This is a genomic window from Variovorax sp. CF079, assembly GCF_900101545.1.
In the GTDB taxonomy this organism is placed as follows: Bacteria; Pseudomonadota; Gammaproteobacteria; order Burkholderiales; family Burkholderiaceae_C; genus Variovorax.
Genome location: NZ_FMZU01000005.1, coordinates 13,445 through 32,534, shown reverse-complemented (window position 1 = coordinate 32,534; position 19,090 = coordinate 13,445). Strand labels below are relative to the sequence as shown.

Here is a 19,090-nt window from a genome sequence, read left to right as displayed (position 1 = left end):
CGGTATCGGCGGCTACGCCGGAAAGGTCTCATGAGCATCGGGAATCAGGGCGGGCGCCGTTTCGCGCGTTGGCGCAATGCCTGCACGGCCGTACTTTTGTTGGCGAGCGCTCACTGGAGTGCTGCTGCCCCTGGTGAGCCTATCGTCGTCGGCCAGGTTGCGCCGTTCACCGGTCCGCAGGCGGTCACCGGCCGAGCCATCCATGCCGGCGCCAAGCTGTATTTCGACGCCGTCAACGCCAAGGGCGGGGTGCGTGGCCGGCCGATCAAGCTCGTGACGCGCGACGACGCACAAAAAGCGGAGGAAAGCGTGCGCCTGACCCGGGAGATCATCGCGGCCGAATCGCCGGTGGCCTTGATGGGAACGGTGGGCACGACCAATCTCGAGGCCATCGCCAAGGACGGCGTGCTGGCGCAAAAGGGGGTCGCGATGATCGGCGCCGTCTCGGGCGCGAGCAGCGTGGCGCAGGCGCCGGGCATTTATGTGGTCAAGGCCAGCTACCACGACGAGGTCGCGCGGCTGTTCAGCCAGCTGGCCACCGTCGGCGTGCAACGCGTGGGTCTGCTCTACCAGGACGACGGCTTGGGTCAGGATGTGCTGGCCGGCGCCGAGGCGGCTGCCAAGGCCCACGGCATCCAGCTCGTGGTGCGCGCCGGCTACCCGCGCAACACGGTGGCCGTGGAGAAGGCCGTGGCAGAGATCGCCAAGGCCAAGGTGCAGGTCGTCTTTCTAGGCGCGACCACGGCCGCAGGGATCGAGTTCGTCAAGCAGTATGCGGCCGCCGGCGGCGCCGGCAGCATGCTCTACGGCATGTCGATCATCGACACCGACGCGCTGCTCAAGGCGCTCGGGCCGCAGCGTGCGCGCGGCTACGCCTTCTCGGTCGTTCTGCCGCAGCAGGGCGACCGAGCCGTGGTGCGCGAGTACCTGCAGCTGCGCCAGGCATCGAAGGATCCGGATATTTCGGCGCGCTCGATGGAAGGCTTCATCGCCGCCAAGGCGCTGGTCAAGGTGATGGAGAGCGCCAGCATCCTCAACGCGGCCGGTGTGGGCGCCGCGCTGGCCTCAGCGAAGGCGATCGACGTCGGCGGCTATACGCTCGACTTCAGTGCAAGAGGCCAGACCGCATCGCGCTACGTGGATTTCGCGATGTTCGGCGCCGGCGGCAAGTTGGTCCAGTAACGAGCGCCCAAAGAAAAGGCGCCGACCAGCGGCGCCTTGTTCAAAAAAACGGCATCTCGTACGGATGCCTTGTGTAGCAAGCATGTTTTGATTCTTCGAAATGTCTCCTCGGTCCCCCGCGCTGCGGGCAGGCCCGTTTGCGAGTGGCGAGACTTTAGGGTGCGCACCGTGCCAGTGCATCGGGGATTACCCGTCACCCTGAAACAAAAGGAAACATTCGCGGAATTCGATCACGCCCGGGCCCAGGCTCTCAGCCTTCGATGTCGAAGGTCACGCCCTGGGCCAGCGGCAGGGTGGTGGAGTAGTTGATGGTGTTGGTCGCTCGGCGCATGTAGGCCTTCCAGCTGTCGGAGCCGGCCTCGCGCCCGCCGCCGGTCTCCTTCTCGCCGCCGAAGGCGCCGCCGATCTCGGCGCCGCTCGGGCCGATGTTGACGTTGGCGATGCCGCAGTCCGAGCCCGCGCTCGAGATGAAGCGCTCGGCCTCGCGCACGTTCAGGGTGAAGATGGAGGACGACAGGCCGGCGCCGACTTCGTTGTGCCAGCGGATCGCTTGGTCGAGCGCCTCGTAACGCAGCACGTACAGGATGGGCGCGAAGGTCTCGCGCAGCACCGGGCCGGCGTGCGCGGCCAGTTCCACCAGGGCCGGACGCACGTAGAAGGCGCCGTCGCCGGCGATCCCGTCGACGCGACCGCCGCCGTGCACCGTGGCGCCCGCGGCGCGGCTTTCATGCAGCGCCTTCTGCATGCCCTCGAAGGCGGCGCCGTCGATCAGCGGTCCCACCAGCGTGCCCGGCGTGCGCGGGTCGCCTACCTGCACGCCGGCGTAGACCTTGGCCAGCCGCGGCACCAGCGCGTCGTACACGCTGGCGTGCACGAAAAGGCGGCGCAGCGTGGTGCAGCGCTGTCCGGCCGTGCCCATCGCGGCGAAGGCGATGGCGCGCAGCGTCAGGTCGAGGTCGGCCGAGGGGGCGACGATGGCGGCGTTGTTGCCGCCCAGCTCCAGGATCGCGCGCGCGAAACGCGCCGCCAGCCGCGGCGCCACCTGGCGCCCCATGGCGGTGGATCCGGTGGCCGACAGCACCGCCACGCGGTGGTCGTCCACCAGCACCTCGCCGACGGCGCGCTGACCGATCAGCAGTTCCAGCAGGCCCTCGGGCGCGTCGCCGAAGCGCGCCAGCGCGCGCTGGGCGATCGCATGCGTGGCCAGCGCGGTGAGCGGGGTCTTCTCGGACGGCTTCCACACCACCGCATCGCCGCAGACCAGGGCCAGCGCGGCGTTCCAGGACCACACGGCCACCGGAAAGTTGAAGGCCGAGATCACGCCGCAGACGCCCAGCGGATGCCAGCTTTCCATCATGCGGTGCTCGGCGCGCTCGGTGGCCAGCGTCAGGCCGTAGAGCTGGCGCGACAGGCCGACCGCGAAGTCGCAGATGTCGATCATCTCCTGCACCTCGCCCGCGCCTTCGGACGGGATCTTGCCGGCCTCCAGCGTGACCAGCCGGCCCAGGTCGGCCTTGGCCGCGCGCAGCTCCTCGCCCAGGAGGCGCACCAGCTCACCGCGGCGCGGCGCCGGCACGCTGCGCCAGGCCAGATAGGCCTCATGCGCGCGACCGATGGCCTGCGTGGCTTCGGCCGGCGCGGTCTGCGGCACGGTGCCGATCGATTCGCCGGTGATCGGGGAGCGCACCGGCAGATCGCCGCCGGTGTAGGCGCTGCGCGGCACACCCAGGCGCTGCAGCAGCTGATCGACTTCGGTGGCGACGGGGGAGGGGGCGGGGGCTTGCGGCATGGGTTGCAGGTTCGAAGACAGGAGGGGCATCAATATCCGCCACGCAGGGCCGGTTGCATAGCAAAAAAACGGAAAGACTTGATGCGCAACTGGAATGGCATGCGGTCCAGGGTATGGCGTTCAGGGGGCGTCAGGTCATCCCTCCGGTGCATGACCGATCCGCTGCGCCGCGGGCGAGCTCGCCAGGCTTTGCAAAGGCCGGCGCAGTGTCGCGTCGAAGGGATTGATCTTCGGGCCGATGGCCGCGGCTTCGCGCTTGAGCAGCTCCACCACCGTGGGCATGCGGTCGGCGTTGAGCCGGTCGGCGATGGTGCCCACGCTCAGCGCGGCCACGGCGCGGCCCTCGCGGTCGCAGATGGGCACGGCCACGCCGGCCATGCCTTCGAGCAGGCCGGTGCTGCGGCCCGCATAGCCGGCCTGGCGCACGCGTTCGATCTCGGTTCGCAGATAGACCTCGTCGTAGACGCCGTACTCGCGCACGCGCGACAGGTTGAAGCGGATCACCTCTTCGCGCTCGGCCTCTGGCAGGAAGGCCAGGATCGCGAGCGCGCCCTGGCCCACGCCCAGCGCGATGCGCCCGCCGACGTCGCCGGTGAAAGAGCGGATCGGAAAAGGCCCCTCGCTGCGGTCGAGGCACACCGCATCGAAGCCGCTGCGCGCCAGCAGAAAAATGCTGTCGCCCAGGCTGGCACACAGGCGCAGCAGCACCGGGCGGCACAGGGAGCGCAGGTCTCCCGGGTTGCCGGCGTGCGCCGCCAGCGCAAAGAAGTCGATGCCGAGGCGGTACAGCTTGCTGCGCGCGTCCTGTTCGACCATGCCTTCGGCCAGCAGCGACTGCAGCAAACGGTGCGTGGTGGCCTGGGTCAGGCCCACGGCGCGGGCAATCTCTGTCACGCGGCCGCCTTCGGCCTGCACCGCGGCGAGGGCCCGGATCACGGCGAAGACGCGCGGCACGCCGCTGGTGGATGGGGAAGGGGTGCTCATGCCGCGTGCCGGGTGGAATGCTGTCCGGCCAGTCTACGCCATAAATTCCATTGAACGGAATAAATAAGAAAAAGATTCTGATTAGTGAAATACCCTGTGTGGTCTGGCGCGTTCGTTGCAATAGAGTGAATCGACTCCGACGAAAGACTTCAGTTGCTGCCCCATCGGGGTGCGCCCCACGAAAGGCCTGTTCATGTCATTTCTCAAGCTCACCGAACTGACCAAGTTCTACGGCGGCACCTGCGCGGTGTCGGCCATGAGCCTCTCGGTGGAGAAAGGCGAATTCGTTTCGCTGCTGGGGCCTTCGGGCTGCGGCAAGACCACCACCCTGCAGATGGTGGCGGGCTTCGAGGCGGTGAGCAGCGGCCGCATCGAGCTGGCCGGGCGCGACATCACGCACGTCAAGGCCAACACGCGCGGCCTGGGCATCGTGTTCCAGACCTATGCGCTGTTTCCGCACATGACGGTGGCCGACAACGTGAGCTTCGGCCTCGAAATGCGCAAGATGCCGAAGGCCGAGCGGCGCGAGCGCGTGGCGCAGGCGCTGGCCCTGGTGCACCTGGAGGCACATGCCAACCGCTACCCGCGCGAGCTTTCGGGCGGCCAGCGCCAGCGCGTGGCATTGGCGCGCGCCCTGGTGATCGAGCCGCCGGTGCTGCTCTTGGACGAGCCGCTGTCCAACCTCGACGCCAAGCTGCGCGAGGAGATGCAGTTCGAGCTGCGCCAGATCCAGCGCAAGGTGGGCACCACCACGGTGATGGTCACGCACGACCAGAGCGAGGCCATGTCGATCAGCGACCGCGTGGTCGTGATGGAAGGCGGCTGCGCGACGCAGATCGACCATCCGCACCGGGTCTACGAACATCCGCGCACCCGCTTCATCTCCACCTTCGTGGGCAAGGCCAACCTGCTCGCCGGGCGCGTGGTGGCGAACGGGACCCGCAGCCGCGTTGACCTGGGGCCGCTCGCGGTCGACGTGGACGACGTCGGCTTCCAGGCCGGCGCACAGGTGCTGCTCAGCGTGCGACCGGAAAAGCTGCAACTGGTGGACGCGGGCCGCGGCCGCTTCGACGGCACGGTGCGCGAGCGCTTCTTCCTCGGCAGCCAGTGGCTCTACGCGATGACGACGCCGGTCGGCGAACTGATGGTGCTGTCGCCCAACGACGGCCGGCCCGCGCTGGACGAAGGCCACGCGGCCGGCATCGCCTGGCCCGACCACTGCACGCGCCTGCTGCCCGCCGAAGAGGGCGCAGCTGCCGAACGGGTGGCCGCATGAAGAAGGCATCGCCCTGGTGGCTGTCCGGGCCGGCGCTGCTGCTGTTCGCCGCGCTGCTGCTGGTGCCGCTGGTGCTGACCGCGGTGCTGTCCTTCAACGTCTACGACCCGGCCACCGGGCCCCGGGCCGGCGAGTTCACGCTGGAGCACTACACCCACGTGTTCACCGACGCCTACTACCACGGCATCTTCTGGCGCACCTTCTGGATCTCCGGCCTGGTGGCACTGATCTGCGTGCTCGTCGGCACCCCCGAGGCCTATGTGCTGAGCCGCATGCGCAACCCATGGCGCTCGGTGCTGCTGCTGGTGGTGCTGGCGCCGCTCTTGGTATCGGTGGTGGTACGGGCCTTCGGCTGGAGCATGCTGCTCGGGCCGGAAGGGCTGGTCAACGGCACGCTGCGAATGATCGGCCTCGGCCCGGTGAAGATGCTCTACACCGAGACCGCGGTGGTGATCGCGCTGGTGCACGTGATGCTGCCCTTCATGGTGATCCCGGTCTGGACCTCGCTGCAGAAGCTGGACCCGGGCGTCGAGAACGCTGCGCTCTCGCTCAAGGCCTCGCACTTCACCACGCTGCGCCGCGTCGTGCTGCCGCAGGTGATGCCGGGCGTGTTGTCGGGCAGCCTGATCGTGTTCGGCCTCTCGGCCAGTTCCTTCGCCATTCCGGGCCTGCTCGGCGGGCGGCGCCTCAAGATGGTGGCGACGGTGGTCTACGACGAGTACCTGCACGAGCTCAACTGGCCGCTCGGCGCGGCGATCGCGCTGACGCTGCTGGCGGCCAACCTGGTGGTGATGCTGAGCTACAACCGGCTGGTCGAAGGCCGCTACAAGAAGGCGCTGGGGTAGGGCCATGAGCAAGAACGGCCCCCTCGCCCTCGCGTTCAACGCGCTCGTCATCGCCTTCATGCTGGCGCCGCTGCTGGTGGTGTGCATCGTCGCCTTCACGCCCGAGAACACGCTCACCATCCCGACCACGCGCTTCTCGCTGCGCTGGTTCGAGGCGGTGTTCGCGCATCCCGACTTCATGCAGTCGTTCTGGAACAGCCTGTGGTTGGCGCTCGCCTCGGCGACGCTGGCCACGCTGCTGGCGGTGCCGGCCGGCATGGCGATCACGCGCTACGACTTCGCGGGGCGCGACTTCCTGAACGGCCTGTTCCTCTCGCCGCTGATCATTCCGCACCTGGTGCTCGGCGTGGCGCTGCTGCGGCTGTTCGCGCTGGTCGGCGGCACCGGCAGCTTCGGCTGGCTGGTGCTGGCGCATGCGCTGATCGTCACGCCCTACACGCTGCGCCTGGTGATCGCCGCGCTGGTCGGCTTTGACCGCAGCGCCGAGCAGGCCGCGTTGTCGCTCGGCGCGAGCCAGGCCACCATGTTCCGGCGCATCACCTTGCCGATGATCCTGCCGGGCGTGACCGGCGGCTGGATGCTGGCCTTCATCAACAGCTTCGACGAGGTGACGATGTCGATCTTCGTGACCGCGCCCAGCACCGTGACGCTGCCGGTGCGCATGTACATGTACGCCACCGAATCCATCGATCCGCTGATGGCCGCGGTGTCGGCGCTGATGGTGGCGGTGACGGCCTGCGCCATGGTGCTGCTCGACCGCGTCTACGGGCTGGACCGTGTGCTGGTGGGGCGCCGATGAGCAGCACCAGCAAAGCACTTCTGCACCGCGTGGCCGAGGCTGGCCGCGCTGCCGTGGCCTTCACGCTCGACGGCCAGCCGGCCCGGGCCCTGGCCGGCGACACCGTGCTCACCGCGGTGCTGACCCAGTGCGGCCAGCTGCGCCGCAACGAGTTCAGCGGCACGCCGCGCGCCGGCTTCTGCATGATGGGCGCCTGCCAGGACTGCTGGATCCTGACGGCGGATGGCGGTCGGCTGCGCGCCTGCTCTACCTTCATCGAGGCCGGCATGGCATTGCTCACCGGCGGGGAGCCTGCATGACGGCAGAGGCCTTGCTGCAACCCGTGATCGCCGGCGCCGGCCCGGCCGGCGTGCGCGCGGCCCAGGCCCTGGTCGCGCACGGCCTGCGGCCGGTGCTGATCGACGAAGCCGGCCGTGCCGGCGGCCAGATCTACCGCCGGCCCCCGGCGAACTTTCAGCGTTCCCCCGAGACCCTGTACGGTTTCGAAGCAGCGCGCGCCACCGCCGTGCACGCTGCGCTGGACGGGCTGCAGGACCGCATCGACTACCGGCCCGACAGCCTGGTGTGGAACGCCCAGGGCGGCCTGCTCGACGTGCTGCACGGCCCGAGCCGCACGACGCGCAGCGTGCCCTACCGCCAGCTCATCGTGGCGACCGGCGCGACCGACCGCGTGCTGCCCGTGCCCGGCTGGACGCTGCCCGGCGTGTACACCTTGGGCGGCGCGCAGGTGGCGCTCAAGTTCCAGGGCTGCGCGATCGGCCGGCGCGTGGTCTTCATGGGCACCGGCCCGCTGCTCTACCTGGTGGCCTACCAATACGCGAAGGCCGGCGTCGAGGTCGCGGCCGTGCTCGACACCGCCCGCTTCGCCGACCAGTTCGCGGCCGTGCCCGCGATGCTTTCGCAGCCGGCCGTGTTTCTCAAGGGCCTCTATTACGTCGCCTGGTTGCGCGCCCGCGGCGTGGCGCTGCATGGGGGCGTCCGGCCGCTGCGGGTGCTGGGCGATGCGCGCGTGAGCACCGTCTCCTGGCACGACGGCAGGCGCGAACAAACGCTCGAATGCGACGCCGTCGGCTTCGGCTATGCCTTGCGCTCCGAAACGCAGCTGGCCGACCTGCTGGGCTGCCGCTTCGCCTTTGCGCCGATGCAGCGCGCGCATCTGCCCGAGCGCGATACGGCCGGCCGTTCCAGCGTGGCCGGCGTCTACCTGGCCGGCGATGGCGCCGGCATCATGGGCGCCGATGCGGCCGAATGGGCCGGCGAGCGCGCTGCGCTGGCCCTCCTGGCCGACCGCGGTGTGAAGGTGGATGCCGCGCGTGCGCAAGTGTTGGAGCGCAAGCTCGACAAGCTCAAGAGTTTCCGCGCCGGTTTGGAACGCGCCTTTCCCTTTCCGCAGGACTGGGCCTCCCATGCGCCCGACGCGCTGGTGGTGTGCCGCTGCGAGAACATCACGGCCGGCGAGCTGCGCGATACCGTGCGGACCTGCGGCGCCGACGAGATGAACCGCCTCAAGGCCTTGTCCCGCGTCGGCATGGGCCGCTGCCAGGGCCGCATGTGCGGCGCGGCGGCGGCCGAAATCCTCGCGCACGCGAGCGGCCGGCCGCTCGCGCAGGTGGGCCGGCTGCGCGGACAGGCGCCGATCAAGCCGATCCCGATCCAGCTGGCGAGCGCGCCGGCCGAAGGAGCGGCCGCATGAAGCAAACGCTGAAGACCGACGTGGCCATCGTCGGCGGCGGCATCGTCGGCGCTTCCGCCGCATTGGCGCTGCGGCGCATGGGGCTGCAGGTGGCGCTGCTGGAGCGCGACTTCTGCGGCTCGCGTTCCAGCGGCGTGAACTATGGCGGCGTGCGGCGCCAGGGCCGGCCGCTCTCCCAGTTGCCGCTGGCGCAGCGGGCCCATCGCATCTGGGGCCGGCTGCCGGAACTGATCGGCACCGATGGCGATTACCTGCGCTCCGGCCATTTCAAGATCGCCCGCAGCGAGGCCGACCTGGCCGCGCTCGAGCATTACCGCGACGCGAGCCGCGATTTCGACCTCGGCATCGAGCTGCTGTCGGGTGCGCGCATGCGCGAGCGCTGCCCGTGGCTGGGCGACAGGGCGCTCGGCGGCTCGCTGTGTGTGGAAGACGGGCAGGCCAATCCCCGCCTGGTGTCACCGGCCTTCGCACGTGCGGCGCAGCGCGCGGGCGCGCAGATCTTCGAGCGCACCCCGCTCGACGAAGCGGTGCACGACGGCGAACTCTTCACGCTGCGTTCGGGCAACGCGCTGGAAGTGCGCGCGCCCGTGATGCTCAACTGCGCCGGCGCCTGGGCGGGTGCCGTCGCCAGCCGCTTCGGCGAGACGATGCCGCTGCGTTCCGGCCATCCGACGATGGTGGTGACCGAGCCGCTGCCTTACTTCATGGACTGGAGCCTTGGCGTGGAAGGTGGCGGCGTCTATTGCCGCCAGGTGAAGCGCGGCAACCTGGTGCTGGGCGGCGGCGCCGGCTTGGCCCTGGATGCGGACCGCGCGCGCGCCGGCCGCGATGCCATCGCCGCGCTGGCGGTGCAGGCGATCGAGCTGCTGCCCGTGCTGCGCCACGCCAGCTTCATCCGCACCTGGAGCGGCACCGAAGGGTATCTACCCGACCGCCAGCCGGTGCTGGGCTTGAGCGCGACGACGCCGGGTCTGATCCACGGCTTCGGCTTTTCCGGCGCCGGCTTCCAGATCGGCCCGGCCGTGGGCGAGGTGCTGGCCGAACTGGCGCGCGACGGGCACAGCAGCACGCCCATCGAAGCCTTTGCCATCGAACGTTTTCTTTCCGTCGAAGCCGCCGTGCCCGCAACGGCTCATTGAAGTCTCCCTGACCCCACTCTCAAAGGAACCCACCATGTCCCGTTCTCGCCAACCCCAATCGATCCGCCGTGCACTCCTCGCCGTGGCTGCCGCCGCGGCGCTGGCCGGCGGCGGCGCGGCCAGCGCCCAGACCAAGACGCTGTACATCGGCATGAACGGCGGCACCATGGAGAAGGCGTACACGCAGTACGTGTTCCCGGCCTTCGAGAAGGCGAACAACGTGAAGGTGGTGGTGGTGCCCGGCACCTCGTCGGACATCCTGGCCAAGGCGCAGGCCAACAAGGACCGGCCGCAGATGCACGTGATGTTCCTCGACGACGGCATCATGGTGCGCGCCATCGGCATGGGCTTGTGCCAGAAGCAGCGCCCGAGCGCGGCGCTCAACGACATCTATCCGGCGGCCCGTTTCAAGGACGACATGGCGAGCGGCGTCAGCCTGGGCATGACCGGGCTGGCCTACAACAAGAAGATGTTCGCGGAGAAGGGCTGGGCCGCGCCCACCTCGTGGATGGACCTGGCCGACCCGAAGTTCAAGGGCAAGGTGGTGTTCCAGTCGATGTCCTCCTCGTCCTTCGGCCTGCACGGCTTTTTGATGTTCAACCGCATCCAGGGCGGCAACGACAAGAACGTCGAGCCCGGCTTCAAGGCCTGGCCCACCACCATCGGCCCCAACGTGCTCGAGTACATCCCCAGCTCGGCCAAGATTTCCGAGATGGTGCAGACCGGCGAGGCCGCGCTGTTCCCGCTCACGCCCACCGCGGTGGCCGCGTTGAAGACCAAGGGCATCCCGGTGGAGTACGCGCAGCCCAAGGAGGGCTCGGTGGTACTGATGGTGGGGCAGTGCGTGATCGCCAACAACAGCGAACCCGAGCTGGCGCAAAAGCTGGCCGAGTTCCTGCTGAGCCCGCTGGCGCAGGCCAACGTGCTTCAGTTTGGCAGCCAGATCCCGACCAACCCCAAGGCGCCGGCGGTGGGCGAGGGCGCGGCGCAGGTGGCCGAGATCAACAAGTGGATGAAGAACGCCGTGACCATCGACTGGGACAGCATCAACGCCAACCGGCCCGCCTGGAACGCGCGCTGGAACAAGACCATCGAGAAATAGGCGCTCCCCCAGGCTTCGCGCACTTCGTGTCGCTTCGCCAACCCCCTTCACCGGGGGCAACACCAGCGGCCCGGCAAAGCCGGTTCCGCGGTGTTTCCCGAACAGGCCGCGCTGCGCGTATCTCCAGTGTTCAGGGCTGATCCCGAATCCAGCCGGCCGCCTTCTCCGCCATCATCAAGGTCGGGCTGTTGGTGTTACCGCTCGTGATGGTGGGCATCGCGCCGGCATCGACCACGCGCAGGCCGTCGATGCCGCGCACGCGGAGCTTCGAATCGAGCACCGCCATCGGGTCGCCGTCGGCGCCCATCTTCGTGGTGCCGACCGGATGGAAGATGGTGGTCGCGATGTCGCCGGCCAGGCGCGCGAGCTCCTCGTCGCTCTGGTACTGAAGGCCCGGCTTCCATTCTTCAGGCGCGTACTTGGCGAGTGCCGGCTGGGCCGCGATGCGGCGCGTGACGCGCAGCGAATCGGCCGCCACCTTGCGGTCTTCGTCGGTGCTCAGGTAGTGCGGCGCGATCGCGGGCGCGTCCTGGAAGCGGTGGCTCTTGATGTGCACCGTGCCGCGGCTGGTCGGGTTCAGGTTGCACACGCTGGCGGTGAAGGCCGGAAAGGCGTGCAGCGGCTCGCCGAAGGCGTCGAGCGAGAGCGGCTGCACGTGGTATTCGAGGTTCGGCCATTCGTGCTCGGGCGAGCTGCGCGTGAAGGCGCCGAGCTGCGAGGGCGCCATGCTCATCGGGCCGCTGCGCTTCCACAGGTATTCGAGGCCGATCTTCGCCTTGCCGTAATAGGAGGAGGCGAGCACGTTGAGCGTGGGCGCATCCTTGATCTTGTAGACCGCGCGGATCTGCAGATGGTCCTGCAGGTTGGCGCCGACGCCCGGCGCATCGAGCACGACGTCGATGCCATGCTGGCGCAGCAGCTCGGCCGGCCCGACGCCCGAGAGCTGCAGGATCTGCGGCGAGCCGATGCTGCCCGCGCAGAGGATCACTTCGCGTGTCGCATGCGCCAGCACCATCTCGTGGCCGTCCCACACCTGGGCGCCGGTGCAGCGCCGGCTGCCGTCGGGCCGGGTTTCGACGACGAGGCGCGAGACCTGGGCGCCGGTCCACAGCTCGAAGTTGGGGCGGCCGTAGCAGGTCGGGCGCAGGAAGGCCTTGGCCGTGTTCCAGCGCCAGCCGTTCTTCTGGTTGACCTGGAAATAGCCCACGCCCTCGTTGCTGCCGCGGTTGAAGTCGGTGCTGTGCGGCACGCCGGCCTGCACCGCGGCCTCGGCGAAGGCATCGAGGATGTCCCAGCGCAGGCGCTGCTTCTCGACCCGCCATTCGCCGCCGGCGCCGTGCATCTCGTCGGCGCCGAGGTAGTGGTCCTCGTGCTTCTTGAAGGCGGGCAGCACGTTGTCCCAGCGCCAGGTGTCGTCGCCGGTGAGCGCGGCCCACTGCTCGTAGTCGCGCGACTGGCCGCGCATGTAGATCATCCCGTTGATGGAAGACGATCCGCCCAGCGTCTTGCCGCGCGGATAGCGCAGCGTGCGGCCGTTGAGGCCGGCGTCGGGCTCGGTGCTGTAGAGCCAGTCGGTGCGCGGATTGCCGATGCAGTAGAGGTAGCCGACCGGAATGTGGATCCAGTGGTAGTCGTCCTTGCGGCCGGCCTCGATCAGGAGCACGCGGCATTGCTTGTCGGCTGAGAGGCGATTGGCCATCAGCGCGCCGGCGGTGCCGGCGCCGATGACGATGTAGTCGAAGGTGGTGTCGCTCATTCGCGCCTTGTTTGTCTGTCTCTGGTCGTTCTTGTGAAGGGGTGCTGCAATGCGGCACCGAACGGTCGATTGTGGCAAACGCCCGTGCCTTGCGCCGATGGCCTACGCGAACGGGCGCCGATCGGGCGGTTTGCTGCAGACGCACACGGTTACGATGTTGCGTCCTCCATCTCGCAGACCGCCCGCCCGCTCCATCCATGTCGATCGCATCGTTGCCGACCGCCGACGCGCAAAACGCAGACCGCTTGCGTCCGCGCGTCGAGCAACGCGACGGGGAGGGCGGCAAATGGGCCGTCGCCAGCGGCTGCTGGACCGCGCTCTCGATGTCGTCGCGGCGCACCTGGGAGGCCCTGGCGAAGAATCTCGATGCCGTGCCGCCGCAGGACGACCGGGCCTGGGACCTGCGCCCCGTCGAGCAGCTCGACCACATCGGCGCCCAGCTGCTCTGGAACCACTGGCGCCAGGCCTGGCCGGCGCGGCTCGAAATGGACTCGCAGCACAAGGCCGTGCTGGACCAGGTGGCGCAGTACACCTGCAGCGCCCCGGCGGAGCCCGGCAAGACGCTGGCCGAGCATTTCCACGATTTCGCCCACAACGGCGCGCGCATCATGATGGTGGCGCGCGATTTCCTGGCGCTCGTCGGCCAGCTCACGCTCGACGTCGGCACGCTGCTGCGCGCGCCGCACCGTGCGCCCTGGCGCGACTTCTCGGGCCATCTCTACCATTTCGGCGCCACCGCGCTGCCCATCACCGCGCTGGTGGGCCTCTTGATCGGCGTGGTGCTGGCCTACCTGACCTCGCAGCAATTGCGCCAGTACGGCGGCGAAGCCTTCATCGTCAACATCCTCGGCCTGTCGCTGATCCGCGAACTCGGCCCGGTGCTCGCGGCGGTGCTGATTGCGGGCCGTTCGGGCTCGGCCATCACCGCGCAGATCGGCGTCATGCGCGTGACCGAGGAACTCGATGCCATGCGCGTGATGGGCATTCCGCATGGCTTCCGGCTCGTGATGCCGCGCGTGCTGGCGCTGGCGATCGCGATGCCGCTGATCAGCATGTGGACTTCGGCGGCGGCCCTGTTAGGCGGCATGGTCGCGGCCGATCTCACGCTGGACATCTCGCCGGCCTATTTCCTGTCGGCGCTGCCGCGCGCGGTGCCGATGACCAACATCTGGCTCGCGATGTCCAAGTCGGCCGTGTTCGGCGTCCTGATCGCGCTGATCGGCTGCTACTACGGCATGAAGGTGAAGCCCAACACCGAAAGCCTCGGCCGCGGCACCACCTCCTCGGTGGTGGCTTCGATCACGGTCGTGATCCTGGTCGACGCGCTCTTCGCTGTGCTCTTCAAGGGCGTGGGGTTCAGGGCATGAGCCGCCGGGCCGCTCCCAAGGCGAATACCGCAGCGCGCAGCGCGGAGGTTGTCCAATGAGCGAAGATCAGAAGACCAACATGGTCGAAATCCGCAAGCTGTGGACCGTCTTCGAGTCGCCCGAGGGCGACCAGGTGGTGCACCGCGACCTCGACCTCACGATCCGCAAAGGCGAGGTGCTGTCGCTGGTGGGCGGCTCGGGCACCGGCAAGACCGTGCTGCTGCGCCAGATCCTGGGACTCGAGCGGCCTTCGAAGGGCGAGGTCTCCGTGCTCGGTCATCCGCCGGGCCGGCTCAGCGCCACCGGCGCCGCCAACGTCGGCATGCTGTTCCAGCACGGCGCGCTGTTCTCGGCCTTCAGCGTGCTCGACAACGTCGCGTTCCCGCTGCGCGAACTCAAGCTCCTGCCCGACGACCTGATCCGCGATGCCGCACTGGTCAAGCTGCAGATGGTCGGGCTCGAGCCGCAGCAGGCGACCAAGAGTCCGGCCGATTTGTCGGGCGGCATGATCAAGCGGGTGGCACTGGCGCGCGCGCTGATCATGGATCCGCCGCTGCTCCTGCTCGACGAGCCCACCGCCGGCCTGGACCCCGAAAGCGCCGACGGCTTCTGCGACCTGTTGCGCGGGCTGCATCGCGAACTGGGGCTCACGGTGGTGATGGTCACGCACGACCTGGACACGCTGTTCGACCTCAGCACCCGCATCGCGGTGCTGGCCGACCAGCGCGTGATCGTCGCCGGCACGGCACGCGACGTCATCGCCTACCCGCATCCCTTCATCCACGAATACTTTCTCGGCGGCCGCGGCCAGCGCGCCATGGAGGCGCTCCACGAAGGCGTGCCGCCCTCGACCGTCTCGGGGCTTGCCGGCACCGGCCGGACCCCACTCACTGAAAGGTAGCTGCCATGGAAAACAAGGCCCATGCCATCGCCGCCGGCGCCTTCGTGCTCGGCCTGATCGCCGCGATCATCGCGCTGGTGGTCTGGTTCACGCGCGACAACACGGTGCGCAACATCTACGAACTCTCGACCCGCGACCCGGTGAGCGGGCTGCAGCCGCAGGCGACGGTGCGCTACCGCGGCATCGCCGTCGGCAAGGTCGCCTCGATCGACTTCGATCCCAAGGTGAAGGGCAATGTGCGCGTGCGCATCACGGTCGACGAGCGCGTGCCGCTCACGACCTCGAGCTATGCCACGCTGAGTTACCAGGGCGTGACCGGCCTGGCCTTCATTGCGATCGACGACAAGGGCGAATCGCAGGTGGCGCTCACGCCGAACAACGACGATCCACCGCGCATCCCGCTCAAGCCCTCGGTGCTGGCGCAGCTGCAGGACCGCGGCGAGGCCATCATCAACCAGATCGACGAGGTGACGAAGAAGGCCAACACGCTGCTGGGCGACGACAACCAGAAACGCATCGCCGACGCGCTGGAAAACATCGCGCAGGCTTCGGCCAGCGCCAACCAGCTCACGCGCTCGCTCGACAACACGGTGAAGAACGGGCTCAACCCGACGCTGGCCACCTTGCCGCCGCTGGTGGACCGCACGAGGGATACCATGGCTTCGCTCAAGACGGCCGCCGGCGACGTCTCGCGCGTGGCCAACAACTTCAACGGCACCGTGAACCGGCTGAATGCGAAGGACGGCCCGATCGACCGGTTGGGCGACGGCACCAAGTCCCTGGCGCAGGCGGTCGACTCCTTCAACAGCGCCACGCTGCCGCGCGTGAACCGCGTCGCCGAGGACACCTCGCGCGCGGTACGCCGCCTCGGCCGCGCGGCCGACGGCATCAACGACAACCCGCAATCGCTGCTGTTCGGCAGCGGCGGCGTGGTCGCCGGGCCGGGCGAGCCCGGATTTTCCGCGCCGGCCGTCGCGCCGGCGCGGCCTTGAAAGTGACGACCATGAACGACGTACTCCAGAACATGGCCGCTCGCGCAGCGCGGGCGCGCCTCTCGGCCGTCGCAGGCATCGCCGCCGTGCTGCTGGCGGCGGGCTGCGGCGCCTTGCCCGACAAGCCCGCTCGCGCCACGCTGTACGACTTCGGCCCCAACCTCGCCGCATCCACGGCGCCGGCACCTGTCAATCCGCACGCGCTGCCGCTCATCGCGCTGGCCGAGATCGAGGCCGGCACGCGGCTCGAGGGCACGCAGCTGCTCTACCGCCTGGGCTATGCCGATGCCAACCAGCTGCGGCCCTATGGCCAATCGCGCTGGAGCCTGGCGCCGGCGCAGCTGTTGCACCAGCGCCTGCGCGACGCGCTGGCCGCGCGCCGCACCGTGCTCGGTCCGGAAGAAAGCGCCACCATCGCGCGCAGCGAGGGCAAGGTGCCCGACACGCTCAGGGTGTCGCTCGAGGAATTCAGCCACTACTTCGAATCGCCGACCCGGAGCGTGGGCCTGGTGCGCCTGCGCGCGACCCTGATCCGCAGCAATGCCGGCGGCGACCGCGTGCTCGCGCAGCAGAGCTTCATGGTGCAGCGGCCCGCGCCGAGCGCCGACGCGCCCGGCGGCGTGAAGGGGCTGGCAGCGGCGAGCGATGCGGCGGTGGCGGAACTGGTGACATGGGTGGACCAGCCCCGCTGAGCAGAGGCCGGCCGCATGCACCGCATCGGTCTCATCTCCGACACGCATGGCCTGCTGCGGCCCGAGGCGCTCGCGTTCCTGCGCGGTTGCGAGCACATCGTGCATGGCGGCGATATCGGCGATGCGAACATTCTCGAAGCGCTGGCCGCCATCGCGCCGCTGACAGCGGTGCGCGGCAACAACGACCGGGGGGCGTGGGCCGAGGCGGTGCCCGACACGGCGCTGGTCGAGTTCGGCGGCCTGCGTCTCTATGCGATCCACGATCTCGCGCTGCTCGACATCGACCCGGTCGCCGCGGGCGTCCGGGTGGTGGTGTCCGGGCACTCGCATCGGCCGCGGACCGAAGAGCGCGATGGGGTTCTCTACGTCAATCCCGGCAGCGCCGGCCCGCGCCGCTTCAGGCTGCCGATTTCGGCGGCGGAGCTGAAGATCGATGACGGCGTGGTCACGCCGCGCATCGTCGAACTGGTGAAGGGCTAGGGCGCGCGCGCGAGCGCCGGAAACAGCGTGCCGAGCCCGTCGGCCATCACCTCGACCGCCAGCGCCGCGAGGATCAGGCCCATCAAGCGCGTCATCACGTTGATGCCGGTCTTGCCGAGCACGCGTGCGATCGGCTCGGCCAGCGAGAAGGTGAGGCCGGTCGCCAGCCCGATCACCATGCCGTAGCCGACCAGCACCGCGAGCTCCCAGAGGTGCTGCGTCTTCTCGGCATAGATGACCACGGTCGACATGGTGGCCGGCCCGGTCAGGAGCGGAATGGCGAGCGGCACCACCGCGATCGAGGCGCCCAGCGAGGCCTTCACTTCCGTGGCCCGAATCTCCTCCTTGTTGGTCTTGGATTCGGCCGGCTGCGCGTTGAGCATGCTGAGCGAGCTGATCAGGAGCAGCATGCCGCCGCCGACCTGGAAGCTCGCGATCGAGATGCCGAAGAAGGACAGCAACTGAAGCCCGAGCAGCGCGCAGACCGCGATGACCACGAAGGCGCTGAAGGCCGACACCCACGCGGTGCGTTTGCGCTGGGCCTCGGTATAGCCCTGCGTGTAGTGGATGAAGAAAGGCACGATCGCCAGCGGATTCACGATGGCCAGCAGCGTGATCATGGGCTTGACAAGGTCCATCGTCGGTGTTGCCATCACCTTCCGCCTGTCACGTCGAGAAAGGTGGCCGTCACGTAGCTCGCTTCTTCCGACAGCAGCCACACGATGCCGTTGGCGACCTCCTGGGCGCTGCCGGTGCGCTTCATCGGCACGGTGGGGGCGAGCTGGGCGGCGCGGTCGGGCAGGCCGCCCGAGGCATGGATCTCGGTGTCGATCAGGCCCGGTCGTACCGCGTTGACGCGGATGCCTTCGTCGGCGACCTCCTTGGCCAGCCCGATCGTGAAGCTGTCGATGGCACCCTTGCTGGCCGCGTAGTCGACGTACTGGCCCGGCGAGCCCAGGCGCGCGGCGGCGCTGGAGAGATTGACGATGGCGCCGCCGCTGCCGCCGTGCTTCGTGCTCATGCGCCGCACCGCCTCGCGTGCGCAGAGGAAGCTGCCGATCACGTTGATGCGCAGCATGCGGTCGAGCCGCGCCACGCTCATCTGGTCGACGCGCGCCTGCACGTCGACCACGCCGGCGTTATTGACCAGCGCCGTGAGGCGGCCGAACTTCGCATCGACTTTCTCGAACATCGCGAGCACCTGCGCCTCGTCGCCGACGTCGGCCTGCACGCTGATCGCGCGGCCGCCGCCGTCGCGGATCGTGCGCACCACCTCGTCGGCGGCCAGCGAGTTGCTGGCATAGTTGACGGCCACCGCGAAACCGCGCTGCGCGGCCAGCAGTGCCGTCGCGGCACCGATGCCGCGGCTGCCGCCGGTGATCAAGAGCACCTGGTCCAAATCCCACCTCCTGCACGAAAGCCGTGCCTCAGTTAAAACCGTGCGCACGATTACATCATCGGGAGCGGCTTGTGACCCACACCATCGACTACTACTTCACGCCCCAGAGCCCCTGGGCCTACCTGGGGCATGCGCGCTTCGCTGCGCTCGCCAAGTCCAACGGCGCCACGGTGCGGGTGCGGCCGGTCGATCTCGGCGCCGTGTATCCGGTCTCGGGCGGCCTGCCGCTCGGCAAGCGCGCACCGCAGCGCCAGGCCTACCGGCTGCTGGAGCTGGCGCGCTTCTCGCGCCACCTCGACATTCCGTTGAACCCCAAGCCCAAGTTCTTTCCGGTCGCTGCCGACGACGCGGCGAAGCTCATCATCGCGGTCGACCTGCACGACGGCACCGAGGCCGCGATGAAGCTCTGCGGCGCGGTGTTCGCCGCGGTCTGGGTGCAGGAGCGCAACATCGCCGACCCCAAGGTGCTCGAAGTGCTGGTCGGCGAATGCGCCTTGCCGGCCAAACGATGCGAGCAGTCGCAAAGCCAGACGGTCCAGGAGCGCTACGAGGACTACACGCAGCAGGCCATCGACGCCAAGGTGTTCGGTGCGCCGAGCTACGTGATCGACGGCGAGATCTTCTGGGGCCAGGACCGGCTGGATTTCGTCGAACGCGCATTGATTCAACAACCATCCACCTCAGGAGCATGACC

General features: G+C 69.0%; 19 protein-coding genes. 14 read left to right on the top strand and 5 right to left on the bottom strand.

Features of this window, described 5'->3' with window-relative positions; all coding sequences use genetic code 11:
- Nucleotides 1-30 precede the first annotated feature (30 nt).
- Nucleotides 31-1,182 carry an ABC transporter substrate-binding protein gene (locus tag BLS74_RS07635; protein ID WP_093104232.1) on the top strand — a complete coding sequence of 384 codons (1,152 nt, stop codon included), beginning with the start codon at nt 31-33 and terminating at the stop codon, nt 1,180-1,182.
- A gap of 250 nt (nt 1,183-1,432) precedes the next feature.
- Here BLS74_RS07635 and BLS74_RS07630 read toward each other — a convergent pair whose 3' ends face one another.
- Together BLS74_RS07630 and BLS74_RS07625 are read right to left on the bottom strand one after the other, a co-directional pair.
- Nucleotides 1,433-2,971: an L-piperidine-6-carboxylate dehydrogenase gene (locus BLS74_RS07630; protein WP_093104230.1), complete on the bottom strand. Its 1,539-nt coding sequence runs from the start codon at nt 2,969-2,971 to the stop codon at nt 1,433-1,435.
- Between the two features lie 135 nt (nt 2,972-3,106).
- Nucleotides 3,107-3,955 carry an IclR family transcriptional regulator gene (locus tag BLS74_RS07625; protein ID WP_093104229.1) on the bottom strand — a complete coding sequence of 283 codons (849 nt, stop codon included), beginning with the start codon at nt 3,953-3,955 and terminating at the stop codon, nt 3,107-3,109.
- Nucleotides 3,956-4,148: 193 nt separating this feature from the next.
- Here BLS74_RS07625 and BLS74_RS07620 point away from each other — a divergent pair, with 193 nt between their 5' ends.
- From BLS74_RS07620 to BLS74_RS07590, 7 genes are read left to right on the top strand one after another with little or no spacing between them, the layout of a single operon-like run.
- The gene (locus BLS74_RS07620; RefSeq protein WP_093104228.1) at nt 4,149-5,231 is read left to right on the top strand and encodes an ABC transporter ATP-binding protein; all 1,083 of its coding nucleotides are present in this window, start codon (nt 4,149-4,151) and stop codon (nt 5,229-5,231) included.
- On the top strand, nt 5,228-6,076 hold the full coding sequence (locus BLS74_RS07615; protein WP_093104227.1) for an ABC transporter permease: 849 nt from the start codon (nt 5,228-5,230) through the stop codon (nt 6,074-6,076). Before BLS74_RS07620 ends, BLS74_RS07615 begins: the two co-directional genes overlap by 4 nt.
- A 4-nt stretch (nt 6,077-6,080) precedes the next feature.
- Nucleotides 6,081-6,875 (top strand): ABC transporter permease, encoded by a 795-nt coding sequence (locus BLS74_RS07610; RefSeq protein ID WP_093104226.1) that lies wholly within the window; start codon nt 6,081-6,083, stop codon nt 6,873-6,875.
- Entirely contained in the window at nt 6,872-7,174 is a 303-nt protein-coding gene (locus BLS74_RS07605) for a (2Fe-2S)-binding protein (protein WP_093104224.1), read from the top strand. The genes BLS74_RS07610 and BLS74_RS07605 overlap by 4 nt, the downstream gene beginning before the upstream one ends.
- Complete coding sequence (locus tag BLS74_RS07600; RefSeq protein WP_093104223.1) at nt 7,171-8,568, top strand: FAD/NAD(P)-dependent oxidoreductase; 1,398 nt, start codon at nt 7,171-7,173, stop codon at nt 8,566-8,568. The genes BLS74_RS07605 and BLS74_RS07600 overlap by 4 nt, the downstream gene beginning before the upstream one ends.
- A complete protein-coding gene (locus BLS74_RS07595; RefSeq protein ID WP_093104221.1) occupies nt 8,565-9,707 on the top strand; it encodes an NAD(P)/FAD-dependent oxidoreductase in 1,143 nt (380 codons plus the stop codon). Before BLS74_RS07600 ends, BLS74_RS07595 begins: the two co-directional genes overlap by 4 nt.
- A 34-nt stretch (nt 9,708-9,741) precedes the next feature.
- Entirely contained in the window at nt 9,742-10,809 is a 1,068-nt protein-coding gene (locus BLS74_RS07590) for an ABC transporter substrate-binding protein (protein ID WP_093104220.1), read from the top strand.
- Nucleotides 10,810-10,939: 130 nt separating this feature from the next.
- Here the strand turns inward: BLS74_RS07590 and BLS74_RS07585 are convergent, their stop codons facing one another.
- Entirely contained in the window at nt 10,940-12,565 is a 1,626-nt protein-coding gene (locus BLS74_RS07585) for a GMC family oxidoreductase (RefSeq protein WP_093104218.1), read from the bottom strand.
- 197 nt (nt 12,566-12,762) lie between these two features.
- Between BLS74_RS07585 and BLS74_RS07580 the strand changes: the two genes are divergently transcribed.
- The 5 genes from BLS74_RS07580 to BLS74_RS07560 are packed head-to-tail and all read left to right on the top strand — an operon-like array spanning nt 12,763 to nt 16,997.
- The gene (locus tag BLS74_RS07580; protein ID WP_093104217.1) at nt 12,763-13,932 is read left to right on the top strand and encodes an MlaE family ABC transporter permease; all 1,170 of its coding nucleotides are present in this window, start codon (nt 12,763-12,765) and stop codon (nt 13,930-13,932) included.
- A 55-nt stretch (nt 13,933-13,987) separates the two neighbouring features.
- Nucleotides 13,988-14,833: an ABC transporter ATP-binding protein gene (locus BLS74_RS07575; RefSeq protein WP_170855533.1), complete on the top strand. Its 846-nt coding sequence runs from the start codon at nt 13,988-13,990 to the stop codon at nt 14,831-14,833.
- A 5-nt stretch (nt 14,834-14,838) separates the two neighbouring features.
- Complete coding sequence (locus BLS74_RS07570) at nt 14,839-15,825, top strand: MlaD family protein (RefSeq protein WP_093104215.1); 987 nt, start codon at nt 14,839-14,841, stop codon at nt 15,823-15,825.
- Between the two features lie 11 nt (nt 15,826-15,836).
- Nucleotides 15,837-16,517 carry an ABC-type transport auxiliary lipoprotein family protein gene (locus tag BLS74_RS07565; RefSeq protein ID WP_244503790.1) on the top strand — a complete coding sequence of 227 codons (681 nt, stop codon included), beginning with the start codon at nt 15,837-15,839 and terminating at the stop codon, nt 16,515-16,517.
- Nucleotides 16,518-16,532: 15 nt separating this feature from the next.
- The gene (locus tag BLS74_RS07560; protein WP_093104214.1) at nt 16,533-16,997 is read left to right on the top strand and encodes a metallophosphoesterase family protein; all 465 of its coding nucleotides are present in this window, start codon (nt 16,533-16,535) and stop codon (nt 16,995-16,997) included.
- On the opposite strand, the gene BLS74_RS07555 is transcribed toward BLS74_RS07560, so the two are convergent.
- Both BLS74_RS07555 and BLS74_RS07550 read right to left on the bottom strand, forming a co-directional pair.
- Nucleotides 16,994-17,650, bottom strand: a complete 657-nt coding sequence (locus BLS74_RS07555; protein ID WP_093104212.1) for a MarC family protein — start codon at nt 17,648-17,650, stop codon at nt 16,994-16,996. The genes BLS74_RS07560 and BLS74_RS07555 overlap by 4 nt on opposite strands.
- Nucleotides 17,650-18,396: an SDR family oxidoreductase gene (locus BLS74_RS07550; RefSeq protein WP_093104211.1), complete on the bottom strand. Its 747-nt coding sequence runs from the start codon at nt 18,394-18,396 to the stop codon at nt 17,650-17,652. Before BLS74_RS07550 ends, BLS74_RS07555 begins: the two co-directional genes overlap by 1 nt.
- Before the next feature lie 71 nt (nt 18,397-18,467).
- Between BLS74_RS07550 and BLS74_RS07545 the strand changes: the two genes are divergently transcribed.
- Nucleotides 18,468-19,088 (top strand): 2-hydroxychromene-2-carboxylate isomerase, encoded by a 621-nt coding sequence (locus BLS74_RS07545; RefSeq protein ID WP_093104209.1) that lies wholly within the window; start codon nt 18,468-18,470, stop codon nt 19,086-19,088.
- Nucleotides 19,089-19,090 lie beyond the last annotated feature (2 nt).